This is a genomic window from Pseudarthrobacter siccitolerans, assembly GCF_001046895.1.
Lineage (GTDB): Bacteria > Actinomycetota > Actinomycetes > Actinomycetales > Micrococcaceae > Arthrobacter > Arthrobacter siccitolerans.
Map to the genome: position 1 here is coordinate 166,116 of NZ_CAQI01000046.1, position 13,455 is coordinate 179,570.

The 13,455-nt window shown below is 67.5% G+C and carries 9 protein-coding genes; 8 read left to right on the plus strand and 1 reads right to left on the minus strand.

Going from position 1 to position 13,455, the window contains the following annotated elements:
* The first annotated feature begins 1 nt into the window (after nt 1).
* The 5 genes from ARTSIC4J27_RS14020 to ARTSIC4J27_RS14040 all read left to right on the plus strand — a co-directional run bounded on the left by ARTSIC4J27_RS14020 (nt 2) and on the right by ARTSIC4J27_RS14040 (nt 6,387).
* Entirely contained in the window at nt 2-2,521 is a 2,520-nt protein-coding gene (locus tag ARTSIC4J27_RS14020; RefSeq protein WP_050055808.1) for an MMPL family transporter, read from the plus strand.
* Nucleotides 2,522-2,530: 9 nt separating this feature from the next.
* Nucleotides 2,531-3,175, plus strand: coding sequence for a Maf family protein (locus tag ARTSIC4J27_RS14025; RefSeq protein WP_050055809.1), 645 nt, complete (start codon nt 2,531-2,533; stop codon nt 3,173-3,175).
* 129 nt (nt 3,176-3,304) lie between these two features.
* On the plus strand, nt 3,305-5,116 hold the full coding sequence (locus tag ARTSIC4J27_RS14030) for an acetyl/propionyl/methylcrotonyl-CoA carboxylase subunit alpha (protein WP_050055810.1): 1,812 nt from the start codon (nt 3,305-3,307) through the stop codon (nt 5,114-5,116).
* Nucleotides 5,117-5,131: 15 nt separating this feature from the next.
* Nucleotides 5,132-5,572, plus strand: coding sequence for a YybH family protein (locus ARTSIC4J27_RS14035; RefSeq protein WP_050055811.1), 441 nt, complete (start codon nt 5,132-5,134; stop codon nt 5,570-5,572).
* An 83-nt stretch (nt 5,573-5,655) separates the two neighbouring features.
* Complete coding sequence (locus tag ARTSIC4J27_RS14040) at nt 5,656-6,387, plus strand: glutamine amidotransferase (protein WP_050055812.1); 732 nt, start codon at nt 5,656-5,658, stop codon at nt 6,385-6,387.
* 138 nt (nt 6,388-6,525) lie between these two features.
* Here ARTSIC4J27_RS14040 and ARTSIC4J27_RS14045 read toward each other — a convergent pair whose 3' ends face one another.
* Nucleotides 6,526-7,938 (minus strand): MFS transporter, encoded by a 1,413-nt coding sequence (locus ARTSIC4J27_RS14045; protein ID WP_050055813.1) that lies wholly within the window; start codon nt 7,936-7,938, stop codon nt 6,526-6,528.
* A 275-nt stretch (nt 7,939-8,213) separates the two neighbouring features.
* Between ARTSIC4J27_RS14045 and ARTSIC4J27_RS14050 the strand changes: the two genes are divergently transcribed.
* From ARTSIC4J27_RS14050 to ARTSIC4J27_RS14060, 3 genes are read left to right on the plus strand one after another with little or no spacing between them, the layout of a single operon-like run.
* Nucleotides 8,214-9,683, plus strand: coding sequence for an MFS transporter (locus ARTSIC4J27_RS14050; protein ID WP_050055814.1), 1,470 nt, complete (start codon nt 8,214-8,216; stop codon nt 9,681-9,683).
* A gap of 1 nt (nt 9,684) precedes the next feature.
* Nucleotides 9,685-11,898 (plus strand): molybdopterin oxidoreductase family protein, encoded by a 2,214-nt coding sequence (locus ARTSIC4J27_RS14055; protein ID WP_050055815.1) that lies wholly within the window; start codon nt 9,685-9,687, stop codon nt 11,896-11,898.
* Nucleotides 11,895-13,454 carry an FAD-dependent oxidoreductase gene (locus ARTSIC4J27_RS14060; protein WP_050055816.1) on the plus strand — a complete coding sequence of 520 codons (1,560 nt, stop codon included), beginning with the start codon at nt 11,895-11,897 and terminating at the stop codon, nt 13,452-13,454. The genes ARTSIC4J27_RS14055 and ARTSIC4J27_RS14060 overlap by 4 nt, the downstream gene beginning before the upstream one ends.
* The last annotated feature ends 1 nt before the right edge of the window (nt 13,455 follow it).

The following is a 13,455-nucleotide window of genomic DNA, read 5'->3' on the forward strand; positions in this document are numbered from 1 at the left end:
TATGGCACTGTTCCTTTACCGCCTGGGCAAGTTCTCCTACCGCCGGCGCTGGCTGGTCATCTCACTCTGGCTGGCGGTCCTGCTGGCTGTCGGCGGTTCAGCTGCCGCCTTCCACGGCACGCTGTCCAACAACTTCCAGATTCCCGGCACCGAAACACAACGCATCGCGGACAAGCTGAAGGAAGACCTCCCATCAGCCTCCGGGGGCACGGCAACCATCGTCTTTGAAGCGCCCGACGGCGGTTTCACCGCCGAGAGCCGCGCCGCCGTCACCGACGCGCTGAAGAAGCTTGAATCAGTGCCCAGCGTCCGCGGCACCGTGGACCCCTTCGCCACCCAGGCGCAGGTGGACCAGGCCGGGCAGGCCATCACCGACGGCGAGCAGCAACTGGCCGCGGGCCAGGCACAGCTGGATGCCTCCCGCGCACAGCTCGAGGCAGGGGCGGCACAGCTGGCGGCAGCAGAGCAGCAGCTGGCAGCCGCCGGCGCCCCCGCAGCACTCATTGAGGCGCAGCTTGGCCAGCAGAAGGCGGCCCTGGCAGACGGACAGGCAAAGCTCGACGCCGGAAGCCGGGAACTGGAAGCCGGCAAGGCCAAGCTGGAGCTGGGCAAGCGCCAGGCTGAAGCGTCTTCGGCCATCCGCTTTGTTTCCGAAGACGGACGCGCCGCCGTGGCACAGGTGCAGTTCAACACCTCCATCAACGGCCTGAGCCCGGAGGTCCGCCAGCAGGTCCAGGACATCGCCCATGAAACGTCCGCGGCCGGCGTCAGCGCCTACGCCAGCAAGGAGATCACCGAGGACATCTCCGAGCTCTTCGGCGCCGCCGAGATCATCGGCATTGCCGTGGCAGCCCTGGTCCTGATCATCATGCTGGGCACGCTGATTGCCGCCGGGCTGCCGCTGCTGATGGCGATCATTGGTGTTGGCGTCGGCGTCGGCATTACCTTCGCGCTCTCCGGGCTGTTCGACATGAGCTCCATCTCCCCCATGCTGGCGCTTATGCTGGGCCTCGCGGTCGGAATCGACTACTCACTGTTCATCGTCAACCGGCACCGCACACAACTGCTTGCCGGCATGGCACAGGAGGAATCGGTGGCCCGCGCCACCGGAACCTCCGGCAACGCCGTGGTCTTCGCCGGCCTGACCGTCATCATCGCCCTCGCCGCCCTGGTGGTGCCGGGCCTGCCCTTCCTCGCGGTGATGGGCCTGGCCGCGGCCGGGACCGTGGCGGTAGCTGTTCTGGTGGCCATCACCCTGACCCCGGCCATGCTGTCCCTGATCGGCCGCCGCATCATCTCAAGGCGCGCCTGGGCCAAGGCTGAGGAACACAACGCCGAACCCGGCCACGAGGCAGCCGACGAAGCCCAGGACCGCGAGCGCAGCACCCGCGGCTGGGGCGGCCTGGTCACCCGCCACCCGGTGCTGGCACTCCTGGCCGGTGTAGTCCTGCTGGGTACGCTCGCGCTCCCTGCCACCCAGCTGCAGCTGGCGCTGCCCGACGGCGGTTCCGAACCGGTGGAGTCAGAGGCCTACCAGGCGTACGACCTGACCGCGCGCAGCTTCGGCGAAGGCGTCACCGGCCCGATTGTTGCCGTGGGTGAGTTCCCGGCGAACCTGGACGAAGCCGAGGCGCAGGCCCTGCAATACGACGTCGCGGACAAGCTGCGCGCCGTGGACAACGTGGTGGCCGCTGTGCCCGTAGCACTCAGCGAGGACCGCCGAACCGCAGTCTTCCAGGTCATCCCGAGGGAGGGCCCGGCCAGCGCCAGCACGGTCCAGGTGGTTTCCAAACTGCGCGGCCTGAACCAGGACATCCAGTCCGAATACGGCGTGGCCATGGGCCTCACGGGGCAGACGGCCGGCAACGTGGACGTCTCCACGAAGCTCGGCGACGCCCTGCCGCCCTACCTGGCTATCGTCGTCGGCCTCTCCCTGGTCCTGCTGCTGCTCGTCTTCCGATCCATCGTGGTGCCGCTGCTCGCCACCGGCGGCTTCCTGCTTTCCCTCGCCGCGGCGTTCGGCGCCGTGGTGGCGGTGTACCAGTGGGGCTGGCTGGGCGGCGTGTTCGACGTCGCCAACCCCGGCGCGGTCCTGAGCTTCCTGCCGATCATCCTCATCGGCGTGCTGTTCGGCCTGGCCATGGACTACCAGGTGTTCATTGCCTCCGGCATGCGCGAGGCGTACATGCACGGCTCCACCGCGAAGCAGGCGGTCCGGGTGGGCTTCCGCCACGCGGCCGCTGTGGTGACGGCAGCCGCGATCATTATGGTCAGCGTCTTCGCCGGCTTTATCTTCAGCCACCTCACCATGGTGCGGCCGCTGGGCTTCGCAATGGCGTTCGGTGTGCTGCTTGACGCCTTTGTGGTCCGCATGACCATTGTTCCTGCCGTCATGTACCTGCTGGGTGAGAAATCCTGGTGGCTGCCGCGCTGGCTGGACCGGATCCTGCCGGACGTCGACGTGGAAGGCGCCCAGCTGAACCGGCCTGCCGCCAAGGCGTCCGAAGAACTGGTCCATTAGGCTGAATCCGTGGTCCGCCTGATTCTTGCTTCCCAGTCCCCCGCCCGCACCAAGCTCCTCACCGAGGCCGGTATCCGGCATACGGTGCTGGTATCGGATGTTGACGAGGACGCCGTCCAGGCCCGGTACGGAGTCACCGATCCGCATGACACCGCCCTGCTGCTGGCACGCGCCAAGGCCGAGGCTGTCGCGGCCCTGCCCGAAGCCGAGGGTGCGCTGGTACTTGGCTGCGACTCCGTTTTCGAGTTCGACGGCGAGGCGCACGGCAAACCGTACAGCGCCGCCGTCGCCCGCGAACGCATGCTCCGGATGAGCGGCAACACCGGGGTGCTGCATACCGGGCACTGGCTGGTGGACTGCCGCGATACCGAGCCGGACGGCGACGCCGCCCCGGGCACCGGGGCCACCCTGGGCACGGTGGCCTCGGCGGAGGTCTCCTTCCTCCAGATGGACGCGGCGGAGATCGACGCGTACATCGCCACCGGTGAGCCGCTGCACTGCGCCGGCTCCTTCACCATCGACGGACTGGGCGGCGCTTTCATCCGGAAGGTCGACGGCGATCCGCACACGGTGGTGGGACTTTCGGTGTCCACGCTGCGCAGCCTGCTCGCCCAGGCGCAGGTCCGGATCACCGAACTCTGGCCGGCGTCCTAAAGGCGCCGATTTCGGCGGTTCTTGTAGCTTCCCTACAAAGCCTTGGCGGTTTACACGCGGAATCCGCAAGCAATATCGGCGGAACCCTCAAAACCGCGCTAGGCTCCCTGAAGGAAAGAAGGAGACGCCTTGTCAGCAAATTTGGAGCAGTCCGCACATCCCACGCAGTCGACCCTCACAAAGGTGCTGATCGCAAACCGCGGCGAAATCGCGGTGCGCATCATCCGCGCCGCCCGTGATGAAGGGATCGCCTCGGTTGCTGTTTATGCGGACGCGGACCGGGATGCCCTGCACGTCCGCCTTGCTGACGAGGCCTACGCGCTGGGCGGGAACACGGCCGCGGAGTCCTACCTGGTGATGGACAAGATCATCGACGCCGCCCGCCAGTCCGGAGCCGACGCAATCCACCCCGGCTACGGCTTCCTCGCCGAGAACGCCCAGTTCGCTGCCCGCGTGATTGAAGCCGGCCTCACCTGGATCGGCCCCTCTCCCGAGGCTATCTCGGCCCTTGGCGACAAGGTCCAGGCCCGGCACATCGCCGAAAAAGTCGGCGCACCCTTGGTCCCCGGTACTGCCGATCCCGTGGAATCGGCCGAGGAAATCCTCGACTTCGTTGGCCGGCACGGGCTGCCCGTGGCCATCAAGGCCGCTTTTGGCGGCGGCGGCCGCGGCATCAAGGTGGCCCGCACCCGGGACGAGATTCCCGAATTGTACGAATCCGCCGTCCGTGAAGCCACCGCCGCCTTTGGCCGCGGCGAATGCTTCATTGAACGGTTCCTGGACGCGCCCCGCCACGTGGAGACCCAGTGCCTGGCGGACGCGTACGGCAACGTTGTGGTGGTCTCCACCCGCGACTGCTCGCTGCAGCGCCGCAACCAGAAACTGGTGGAAGAAGCCCCGGCCCCCTTCCTCACCGAAGACCAGAACCGCCGGCTCTATGAATCCTCCAAGGCCATCCTGAAAGAGGCCGGTTACCTCGGCGCCGGTACCTGCGAATTCCTCGTAGGCCAGGACGGCACCATCTCCTTCCTCGAGGTCAACACCCGTTTGCAGGTGGAGCACTGTGTTTCCGAGGAAGTCACCGGGATCGACCTGGTGCGCGAACAGTTCCGGCTGGCACGCGGTGAGGAACTCGGTTACGACGACCCCGAAGTACGCGGGCACTCCTTCGAGTTCCGGATCACCGGCGAAGACCCGGGCCGGAACTTCCTGCCTGCCCCGGGCACCCTCCGGGTCCTGAAAAACCCCACCGGCCCCGGCGTACGCATCGATTCCGGCGTGGAGCAGGGCGATGTCATCAGCGGCAACTTCGACTCCATGCTCTCCAAGCTCATCGTCACCGGAGCCAGCCGGCCGCAGGCCCTGCAGCGGGCCCGCCGCGCCCTCGAGGAGATGGTGGTGGAAGGCATCCCCACGGTGATCCCGTTCGACCTCGCAGTGGTCTCGGACCCGGCCTTCGCCCCGGCCGAGGGCCCGTTCACCGTCCACACCCGCTGGATCGAGACCGAGTTCGTCAACAACCTCCCGGCCTGGACCCCCGACGGCGGCGCCACCGAGGCCCCGGCCGAAGACCGGCAGCGCGTGGTGGTTGAGGTGGGCGGCAAGCGGCTTGAGGTGGTCCTGCCGGCATCGCTCGGTTCCGTGGCTGCCGGCGCCGCAGGCGCCACGGCCAAGCCGGGCAAGTCGAAGAAGCGCTCCCGTTCCGGCGGCACCGCTGCGGCTACGGGCAATGCCCTGACCTCTCCCATGCAGGGCACCATCGTCAAGGTAGCCGTTGCCAACGGTGACGTGGTGGCCGAGGGCGACCTGGTGGTGGTCCTGGAAGCCATGAAGATGGAGCAGCCGTTGACCGCGCACCGCTCCGGCACCATCACCGGGCTCACGGCGGCCGCCGGCGAAACGGTGTCAGCAGGCGCCGTCATCGCCACCATCGAAGACTAACGCCGGAGGTTTCCCGTGCTCGCACCCAGCTTTGAAGAAGAAGTGGACCGCTACCACCTTGCCGTCCCCGAAATCACCCGGGGCAACCCGGAACCGGTCAAGGAGCTGTACTCGCGCCTCGACGACGTGACCCTCGCCAACCCGTTCGGCGGCATTGCCCGCGGGTGGGCCCAGGTGGAAGCCCGGCTGGACCAGGCGGCACGCCAGTTCCAGGACGGCGAGATGCTGGGGTTTGACACTGTCAGCTCCTACACCGCCAGGGACACCGCCTTCCTGGTGGAAACGGAACATTTCCGTGCCCGCCTGGACGGTGCCGCGGCAGCGGAGGAATTCGCGCTGCGCGTGACCAGCGTCTTCCGGCGCGAGGAAGGGTACTGGAAGCTGGTGCACCGCCACGCAGACCCCGCCGCCCGCCCCCAGTCCCGCCGGTCGCTGAGCCAGCCCGCCAGCAGCTGACGGGGCTGTCCGGGCTGCACCAACGGGATGATGGGCTGGGCCCCGAGGCTGACATGCCGGTTCGAAAAAGGCACACTTAGCACATGTTGCCTTTCCTGCTCCTGGCATCACGTGCCGAGGACGCCGCAGCCGAGGACGAATATGCCGCCTATCTGAAGTACGGCGGACTGGACCCCTCCGGCCTGCGCCGCATCAGGCTGGAAGCCGCTCCCCTGCCCGAGCTGGACCTGGCCTCCTATTCGGGGGTGATTGTGGGCGGCAGCCCGTTCACATCCAGTGACCCGCCAGAGCACAAGACACCCACGCAGCACCGCGTGGAACGGGAGCTGGCCGACCTCCTGGACGAACTGGTGGCCCGCGACTTCCCGTTCCTCGGCGCCTGCTACGGGGTGGGAACGCTGGGTACGCACCAGGGCGCCGTGATCGACAGGACCTACGGCGAGCCGCTGGGCGCGGCGGAGATCGAACTCACTGACGCCGGACTGGAGGACCCCGTGCTCAGCGGGATGCCACGCAGGTTCACCGCCTTCACCGGCCATAAGGAAGCCTGCACCGTCCTCCCGCCGCACGCCGTGCTCCTGGCGGGCTCGGCGGACTGCCCGGTGCAGATGTTCCGCATCCGGAAGAACCTGTACGCCACCCAGTTCCACCCCGAGCTGGACGCCGAAGGCCTTTGCACCCGCATCGACATCTACCGGCACGCGGGCTACTTCCCGCCGGAGTCCGCCGAAGACCTGATGGAAAGCGCACGGCGGTTCACGGTCACGGAGCCCATGAACATCCTTAAGAACTTCGTGGCCCGCTACGCACAGTAGCCGCGGCAGCCCGCCGTCGTACGTTCCCGCCCGGTTACTCCCGCAGAGGCAGAAAAACGCCCGGCACAATCCCCGCAGTTACGGGAATTGTGCCGGGCGCCTCAGCTGCCACCGGGCCGGAAGGAACAGCCCGGGGACTCAGGCCACGTTGTTCTCGTAGTCCAGGTCCCGGGTTTCCTTGCTGACGAACAGCGCAATCAGGGTCAGTACGGCCATGGCCGTCAGGTAAACGCCCACCAGCACCGGGCTTCCGTCAGCGATTTCCCACAGCGCCACGGCGATGAACGGGGCAACAGCAGCACCCAGGATGCTGGAGAAGTTGTAGCTGACAGCGGACCCGGTGTAGCGGACGTTCGTGGGGAACAGCTCAGGCAGCAGCGCACCCATGGGCCCGAAGGTGAGTCCCATCAGGGAGAAGCCGATGACCAGCAGGGCCATGGTGCCGACGAAGCCGCCGCTGAACAGCGGGACGAACAGCAGGCCGAAGACGAAGATGCCGGCGGTAACGGCGAGGAGCATCTTGCGCCGGCCGTACTTCTCGGCCAGCGGCCCGGACACCAGCGTGAAGATGCCGAAGAAGACGACGCCGGCAATCAGCATCCACAGGAAGTCGTTGCGGGTGTAGCCCAGGCCGGGAACGAACGCAGCCGCGGCGGCCTCGGTCATCGGCTTGCCGGCCTTTTCCGCGGCGGCCCTGGCAGCCTCGAGGCTGGCCGGCCGGGTGCCGTAGGTCAGGGTGAACGTGGTCATCAGGTAGAAGAGCACGTACGTGGCCAGCATGATGAACGTGCCCAGGATCAGCTGGCGCCAGCTGGTCTTGAAGACCCGGCCCAGGGGCAGCTTCGCCACCTCGTTGGACTCGAGCACCTTGGTGAACGCGGGGGTCTCAATCAGCTTGAGCCGGACGTACAGGCCAATGATCACCATGACGGCGCTGAGCAGGAACGGCACGCGCCAGCCCCAGGCCTGGAAGTCAGCCGGGCTCAGCGCGTAGCTGAACACCAGGAAGATCACGTTGGCGATAATGAAGCCGATGGGTGCGCCCAGCTGCGGGAAGGTGCCATAGATGGCGCGCTTGTTGGCCGGTGCGTTTTCGGTGGCCAGCAGGGCGGCGCCGCTCCATTCGCCGCCAAGGGCGAGCCCCTGGGCGAAGCGCATCACAACGAGCAGGGCAGGAGCAAGGAATTCCCAGCCCGGTACCAGCGCAGTGGGCAGGCAGCCGATCAGGAAAGTGGCGATGCCCATGGTCAGCAGTGAGGCCACCAAGGTGCCCTTGCGGCCGAACTTGTCGCCGAAGTGGCCGAAGATGATGGATCCCAGCGGGCGGGCCACAAAGGCCACACCGAAAACTGCGAACGAGCTCAGCAGCTGGGTTGTTTCGTTCTGGTTGGGGAAGAACAACTGCGGGAACACCAGCACCGCAGCGGTGGCATAAACGTAGAAGTCGTAGAACTCAACCGTGGTGCCGATCAAGCTGGCAACGATCACGCGCCCGCGTGAGTTAACCGGCTGCGGGGATCCGGGCACCGTGGAGGTATCGGTGGAAGACATAGGTAAACGCTTTCATGGAAACCTGGCGGACCACGCGTGGGGTCCGGCTCGAAATAGTTAGAGTTCAATCTTAGTTCCCGCGGTCCAGTCAATGGACGAAAGGTCCACTATCCGGACTTGTGCGGTGCGTCTCATTTTTGACGGTTCCCCCTAGCCTAACGGTCCCCAAAAGACTCCGATAGGCAAATGTCACAGCCCGTTAACACACCGCGTCGGTCTGTGAAACGAGCCTTACCTACCTTGGAGGAACAACATCCCCCCGAAGGAGGTACCCCGTGACTGTTGACCGCACCGCTGATGCCGGCCCCAGCAATTCCCTTGATCTTGACGAGACCGCAAGGCCCGAAGACGCATCCGCCAGCGCACAGCCCGGCAATACCCGCACTACCGTTGCCCCCGCCCTTGATTTCCGCCCCGGCCGCTGGATCGCCAACTGGGATGCCGAGAACAAGGAACAATGGGAATCCGCCGGCCGCACCATCGCCCGCCGCAACCTCAATTGGTCAATCTTCGCCGAATTCCTCGGTTTCGTTGTGTGGCAGCTCTGGTCCATCGTGGTGGTCCAGCTCCCCGCCGCAGGCTTCACCTTCTCCACCTCCGAAATCTTCTGGCTGATCTCCATGCCCAGCCTCGTGGGTGCCACCCTGCGCATCCCCTACACCTTTATGGTCCCCCGCTTCGGCGGCCGGAACTGGACCATCGTCTCCGCGCTGCTGCTCCTGATCCCCTCCATCGGCCTGGCGCTGTGCGTCTCCAACCCGGAAACGCCGTTCGGCGTGATGCTCCTGGTGGCTGCCCTGGCCGGTTTCGGCGGCGGCAACTTCGCCAGCTCCATGGCCAACATCACCTTCTTCTACCCCGCCCGCGAAAAGGGCTGGGCCCTGGGCCTGAACGCCGCCGGCGGAAACATGGGCGCCGCCGTTGCGCAGCTCGCCGTGCCGATTGCCATCACCCTGCTCGCCGCGGGCACCGTCAACCTGCCGCTGGCGGGCTGGATGTGGGTGCCGTTCATCCTCGTGGCAGCCTTTGGCGCCTTCAAGTACATGGACAACCTCACCAGCGCCAAGGGTGACATCGCCGGATCCGTGGCAGCCCTGAAGGAACCGCACCTGTGGATCATGGCGCTGCTGTACATCGGCACCTTCGGTTCGTTCATCGGCTTCGCCGGTGTGTTCCCGAAGCTGATCAAGGACTACTTCCCCGCGTTCTCCTCCATCGGAGTGGGCACTGTGGCACTGTCGCTGGCCTTCCTTGGCCCGCTGGTGGGCTCCCTGGCCCGGCCGTACGGCGGACGCATGGCCGACCGCATGGGCGGCGCCCGGATGACCGTGGCCGCTTTCGCTTCCATGGCCGTCATCACCCTCACCATGATCTGGACCCTGCCGCTGAAGAACTTCTGGCTGTTCCTGGTCCTCTTCCTGATGCTCTTCACGGCCAGCGGGTTTGGAAACGGCGCTACCTACCGGATGATCCCGGTCATCTTCGCCACCTCCAGCCGCGCCGCCCGCAAGGGGGCAAGCTCGGTGGCCACACAGCGCCTCGCGTCCTCGGCGCTTGGCCTGATCTCCGCCATCGGCGCCTACGGCGGGTTCGTTATCCCGCAGGTACTGAACGCCTCCAACACGGCCAGCGGCTCCTACACCCCGGCCTTCTACGGCTTCGTTGGAGCGTACGTCCTCATGCTGGCCGTCTGCTGGTTCTGCTACATCCGCAATGCCAACCGAAATGCGATGGGACACGTCTAACATGACCAAAAGCGCCGACACGCACTGCCCTTACTGCGCTTTGCAGTGCGCCATGACGCTCACGTCTCCAGCGGAACTGACCCCGGCCGTCCAGCCGGGGTCAGTCCCCGTGTCCGCGCCGGCCGCCGGGGAACGGGCCGGCCTCAAGGCACCCCTCGAGGTCAGCGGACGTGATTTCCCCACCAACCGCGGCGGCCTGTGCCGCAAAGGCTGGACCTCCGCCACGCTGCTGAACCACCCGGGCAGGATCACCGAGCCCCTGCTCAAGGGGCCCGACGGCGTCCACCGCCCCATCGGCTGGGACCAGGCCCTGGACCTCGCAGCCGGCGCAGTGAAAGACGCGCAGGCCCGCTACGGACGTGACGCCGTGGGCGTTTTCGGCGGCGGCGGCCTCACCAACGAAAAGGCCTACATGCTGGGCAAGTTCGCCCGGCTCGCCCTGCGGACCTCCCGCATCGACTACAACGGACGCTTCTGCATGTCCTCCGCAGCGGCGGCCGGAATGCGCGCCTTCGGGGTGGACCGCGGCCTGCCGTTCCCGCTCGAAGCCCTGGACACCGCCAGCAGCATCCTGATGCTGGGTTCCAATGTTGCCGAAACCATGCCGCCCTTCGTCCAGCACCTGAAGGGAACGCGCGACGCCGGCGGGCTGATTGTGGTGGATCCGCGCCGTTCCGCCACGGCGGCTTTTACGGCCGACGGCGGCGGCCTGCACCTCCAGCCCCTGCCGGGCACCGATCTCGCCCTCCTCCTGGGAATTTCGCACGTGGTCATCCACGAGAACCTGGTGGACACCGCCTACGTCGAAGAACGCACATCGGGCTACAGCGCCGTGGTCCGCAGCGTGAACTCCTTCTGGCCCGAACGCGTCCAGTCCATCACCGGCGTGCCCGCCGAACTCATCCGCGAAACGGCCCGCCGGCTCGCCTCCGGCGCACGCGCCGGAGGCAGCTACATCCTCACCGGCCGCGGCGTGGAACAGCACGTGGACGGCACGGATACCGCCACCGCTGCGATCAACCTCAGCCTCCTGCTGGGCCTGCCGGGTTCGGCCCGCAGCGGCTACGGCACCCTCACCGGCCAGGGCAACGGCCAGGGCGGCCGCGAGCACGGCCAGAAGGCCGACCAGCTCCCCGGTTACCGCAAGATCACCGACCCCGCCGCCCGTGAGCATGTGGCCCGGGTGTGGGGTGTCCCTGAGCAGCTGATCCCCGGGCCGGGACTGCCGGCCGTCCAGCTGCTCAAGTCGTTGGGACAGCCCGACGGCGTCCGTTGCCTTTTCGTCCACGCCTCCAACATCGCCGTGGCCTCCCCCGACGCCAACGCCGTGATTCAAGGACTGCGCAGCCTGGACTACCTGGTGGTCTGCGACTTCTTTATGTCCGAGACCGCCGCCGAGGCAGACCTCATTCTTCCGGTGCTCCAGTGGGCCGAGGAGGAAGGCACACTCACCAACCTCGAAGGCCGGGTACTGCGCCGCCGCCGCGCCCTGACGCCCCCGGCCGGGGCCCGGAGTGAGTTGTGGATCATGGCACGGCTGGCCGAGGCCCTCGAGGCGCCGTCCACCTACAGCGAGGACCCGGAAACTGTCTTCGAGGAGCTCCGGCTGGCCTCCGCCGGCGGACTGGCCGACTACTCCGGCATCGACTACGCCATGCTGGACCGCGGCGAAGCCGCCTACTGGCCGTACCCGAAAGGCAGCACCGGAACCCCGCGCCTGTTCCGGGACACCTTCGCACACGCCGACGGCAAAGCCGTGATGGTCCCGGTGGCGCCCCGCCGCCGTCGTGCTCCAGCTGCCAACCCTGATCCTGCTGCGACAACCATGACACTCATCACCGGCCGCCTCCTGGAGCATTACCAGTCCGGCGCGCAGACCCGCCGCGTTGCCGAGCTGCTCGAAACCCGGCCGGAGGCGAAGCTGCAGGTCCATCCGGCCGCCGCGGCGTCGATGGGCATCACCGAAGGAATGCTCGTCTCTGTGGCGAACGAGCGCGGCGAGGTGCTGTGCCGGGCCGAGCTGAGCACGGCGATCCGCACGGACACGGTGTTCCTTCCCTTCCATTTTCCTGAACTCGAGAGCGCCAACCGCCTCACGGAGGCGGCGACGGACCCCACGTCCGGAATGCCCGAGTTCAAGTTCAACAAGGTGTGGGTGCGGCCTGCCGCCACTCCCCTGTCAACCAACGTGCTGCAAACGACGGAGGCCTCATGAGCGAGCAGATTGTCATTGTGGGATTCGGCCCGGTGGCCGCCCGGCTGGTTGACGAGCTCCTGCCCGCCGTCCGGGACGGCCAGGTGCACCTCACGGTGGTCGGCGCGGAAGCGGAAGCAGCCTACAACCGCGTGCTGGTGGCCGATCTGGGCGTCGGGCGCACCACGGCAGAAGCCCTGGCGCTGGCTGATGCTGACGCGCTGGCCGCAGAAGGCGTGGACGTGCGGCTGGGCATCCGCGTCCGCCGGGTCGACCGCGCACGGCAGCAGGTACTGCTGACCGACGGCTCCGTGGCCCACTACGACCGTCTGGTGTTTGCCACCGGGTCCCGTCCCGTGATTCCCAACCTGACCGGCATCAACCCCGATCCAACCTCGCCGGTCCTGCCGGCCGGCGTCACAGCCCTTCGCGACCTGCGTGACGCCGAGGTGCTGCGCCAGGCGGTGGACGGCGGCAAGCGCGTAGTGGTCCTGGGCGGCGGCGTCCTGGGCCTGGAGACTGCGCTGGCCGCGGCTGAAGAAGGCGCCACCGTCACAGTGGTCCACAACGGAGCGCACCCGCTGGGCCGCAACATCGACCGCGGCGGCGGCGCCGTCCTCGCCGCCAGCCTGCGCCGCTGCGGTGTCCGGATGGCCGGCAACGCGCGTTCCACCGGTGTTGAGCACAACGCGGCCGACGGCGGATTTTCGGCTTTGCTGCTCGACGACGGGTCAGCGATCGACGGCGACCTCCTGGTCATCTCGTGCGGTGTCCGCCCCCGCACCGAACTGGCCGAAGGCTGCGGGCTTTCCACCGCCAACGGAATCCTCGTGGACCACCGGCTGCGGGCACACCACGAACCGCATATCTTCGCTATCGGCGACTGCGCCGAGGTGCGCTGCCCCGAGCCGGACTGCGCCCGGTGCCGGAACGCCAAGGGCCCGTCCGGGCTGGTAGGGCCGGGCTGGCGGCAGGCCGAGTGGCTGGCCGAATACCTGACCCTGCTGGCATCGGACGCGGCGGCAGAAGCCGAAGCGCTGCCGGAGCTTCCCGCGGAGCAGGCAGGGGTTGTTGTCCTCAAGGCCCGGGGCATGAACATGGCCGTGGCCGGGGACAACACAGCCGAGCCCTGGGACGAAGAAGTCCTCACCGCCGGCGCAGGGAACGGCCGCGCCCGGCTGCAGATCGCCCAGTGGGCGGACCCGGAGCACGGCCGTTACGTCAAGATGACCACCCGCGGCGGGGTCCTGGAGGGACTCGTGGCTGTGGGCATGCCGCGCACGGCTGCCGAGCTGGTGGGGCTCTTCGAACGCGGCGCGGAGCTGCCCGCGGACAGGTCCCTGCTGCTGCGCCTGGACGGACCTGACCAGCTGCCCGGCGCCGCCGCCGATCCGCAGGGCACCGTGTGCCGCTGCGCCGGCGTCAGCGGGGCAACCATCCAGGGCGCCGTGGAAGAAGGCTGCTCAACGGTGGCCGAGGTTTCCAAAGCCACCCGTGCCGGCACAGGCTGCGGCGGTTGCCACGAGGACATCAAGGGGCTCATCGAAAAACACTTCCAGGCGGTCTCCGCCGCCTGAT

Bases quoted from the DNA above. Each gene is read 5' to 3' on its own strand.
- ARTSIC4J27_RS14020 (WP_050055808.1), top strand. From the start codon at position 2: ATGGCACTGTTCCTTTACCGCCTGGGCAAGTTCTCCTACCGCCGGCGC.
- ARTSIC4J27_RS14040 (WP_050055812.1), top strand. From the start codon at position 5,656: ATGTTGCCTTTCCTGCTCCTGGCATCACGTGCCGAGGACGCCGCAGCC.
- ARTSIC4J27_RS14045 (WP_050055813.1), bottom strand. From the start codon at position 7,938: ATGTCTTCCACCGATACCTCCACGGTGCCCGGATCCCCGCAGCCGGTT.
- ARTSIC4J27_RS14055 (WP_050055815.1), top strand. From the start codon at position 9,685: ATGACCAAAAGCGCCGACACGCACTGCCCTTACTGCGCTTTGCAGTGC.
- ARTSIC4J27_RS14060 (WP_050055816.1), top strand. From the start codon at position 11,895: ATGAGCGAGCAGATTGTCATTGTGGGATTCGGCCCGGTGGCCGCCCGG.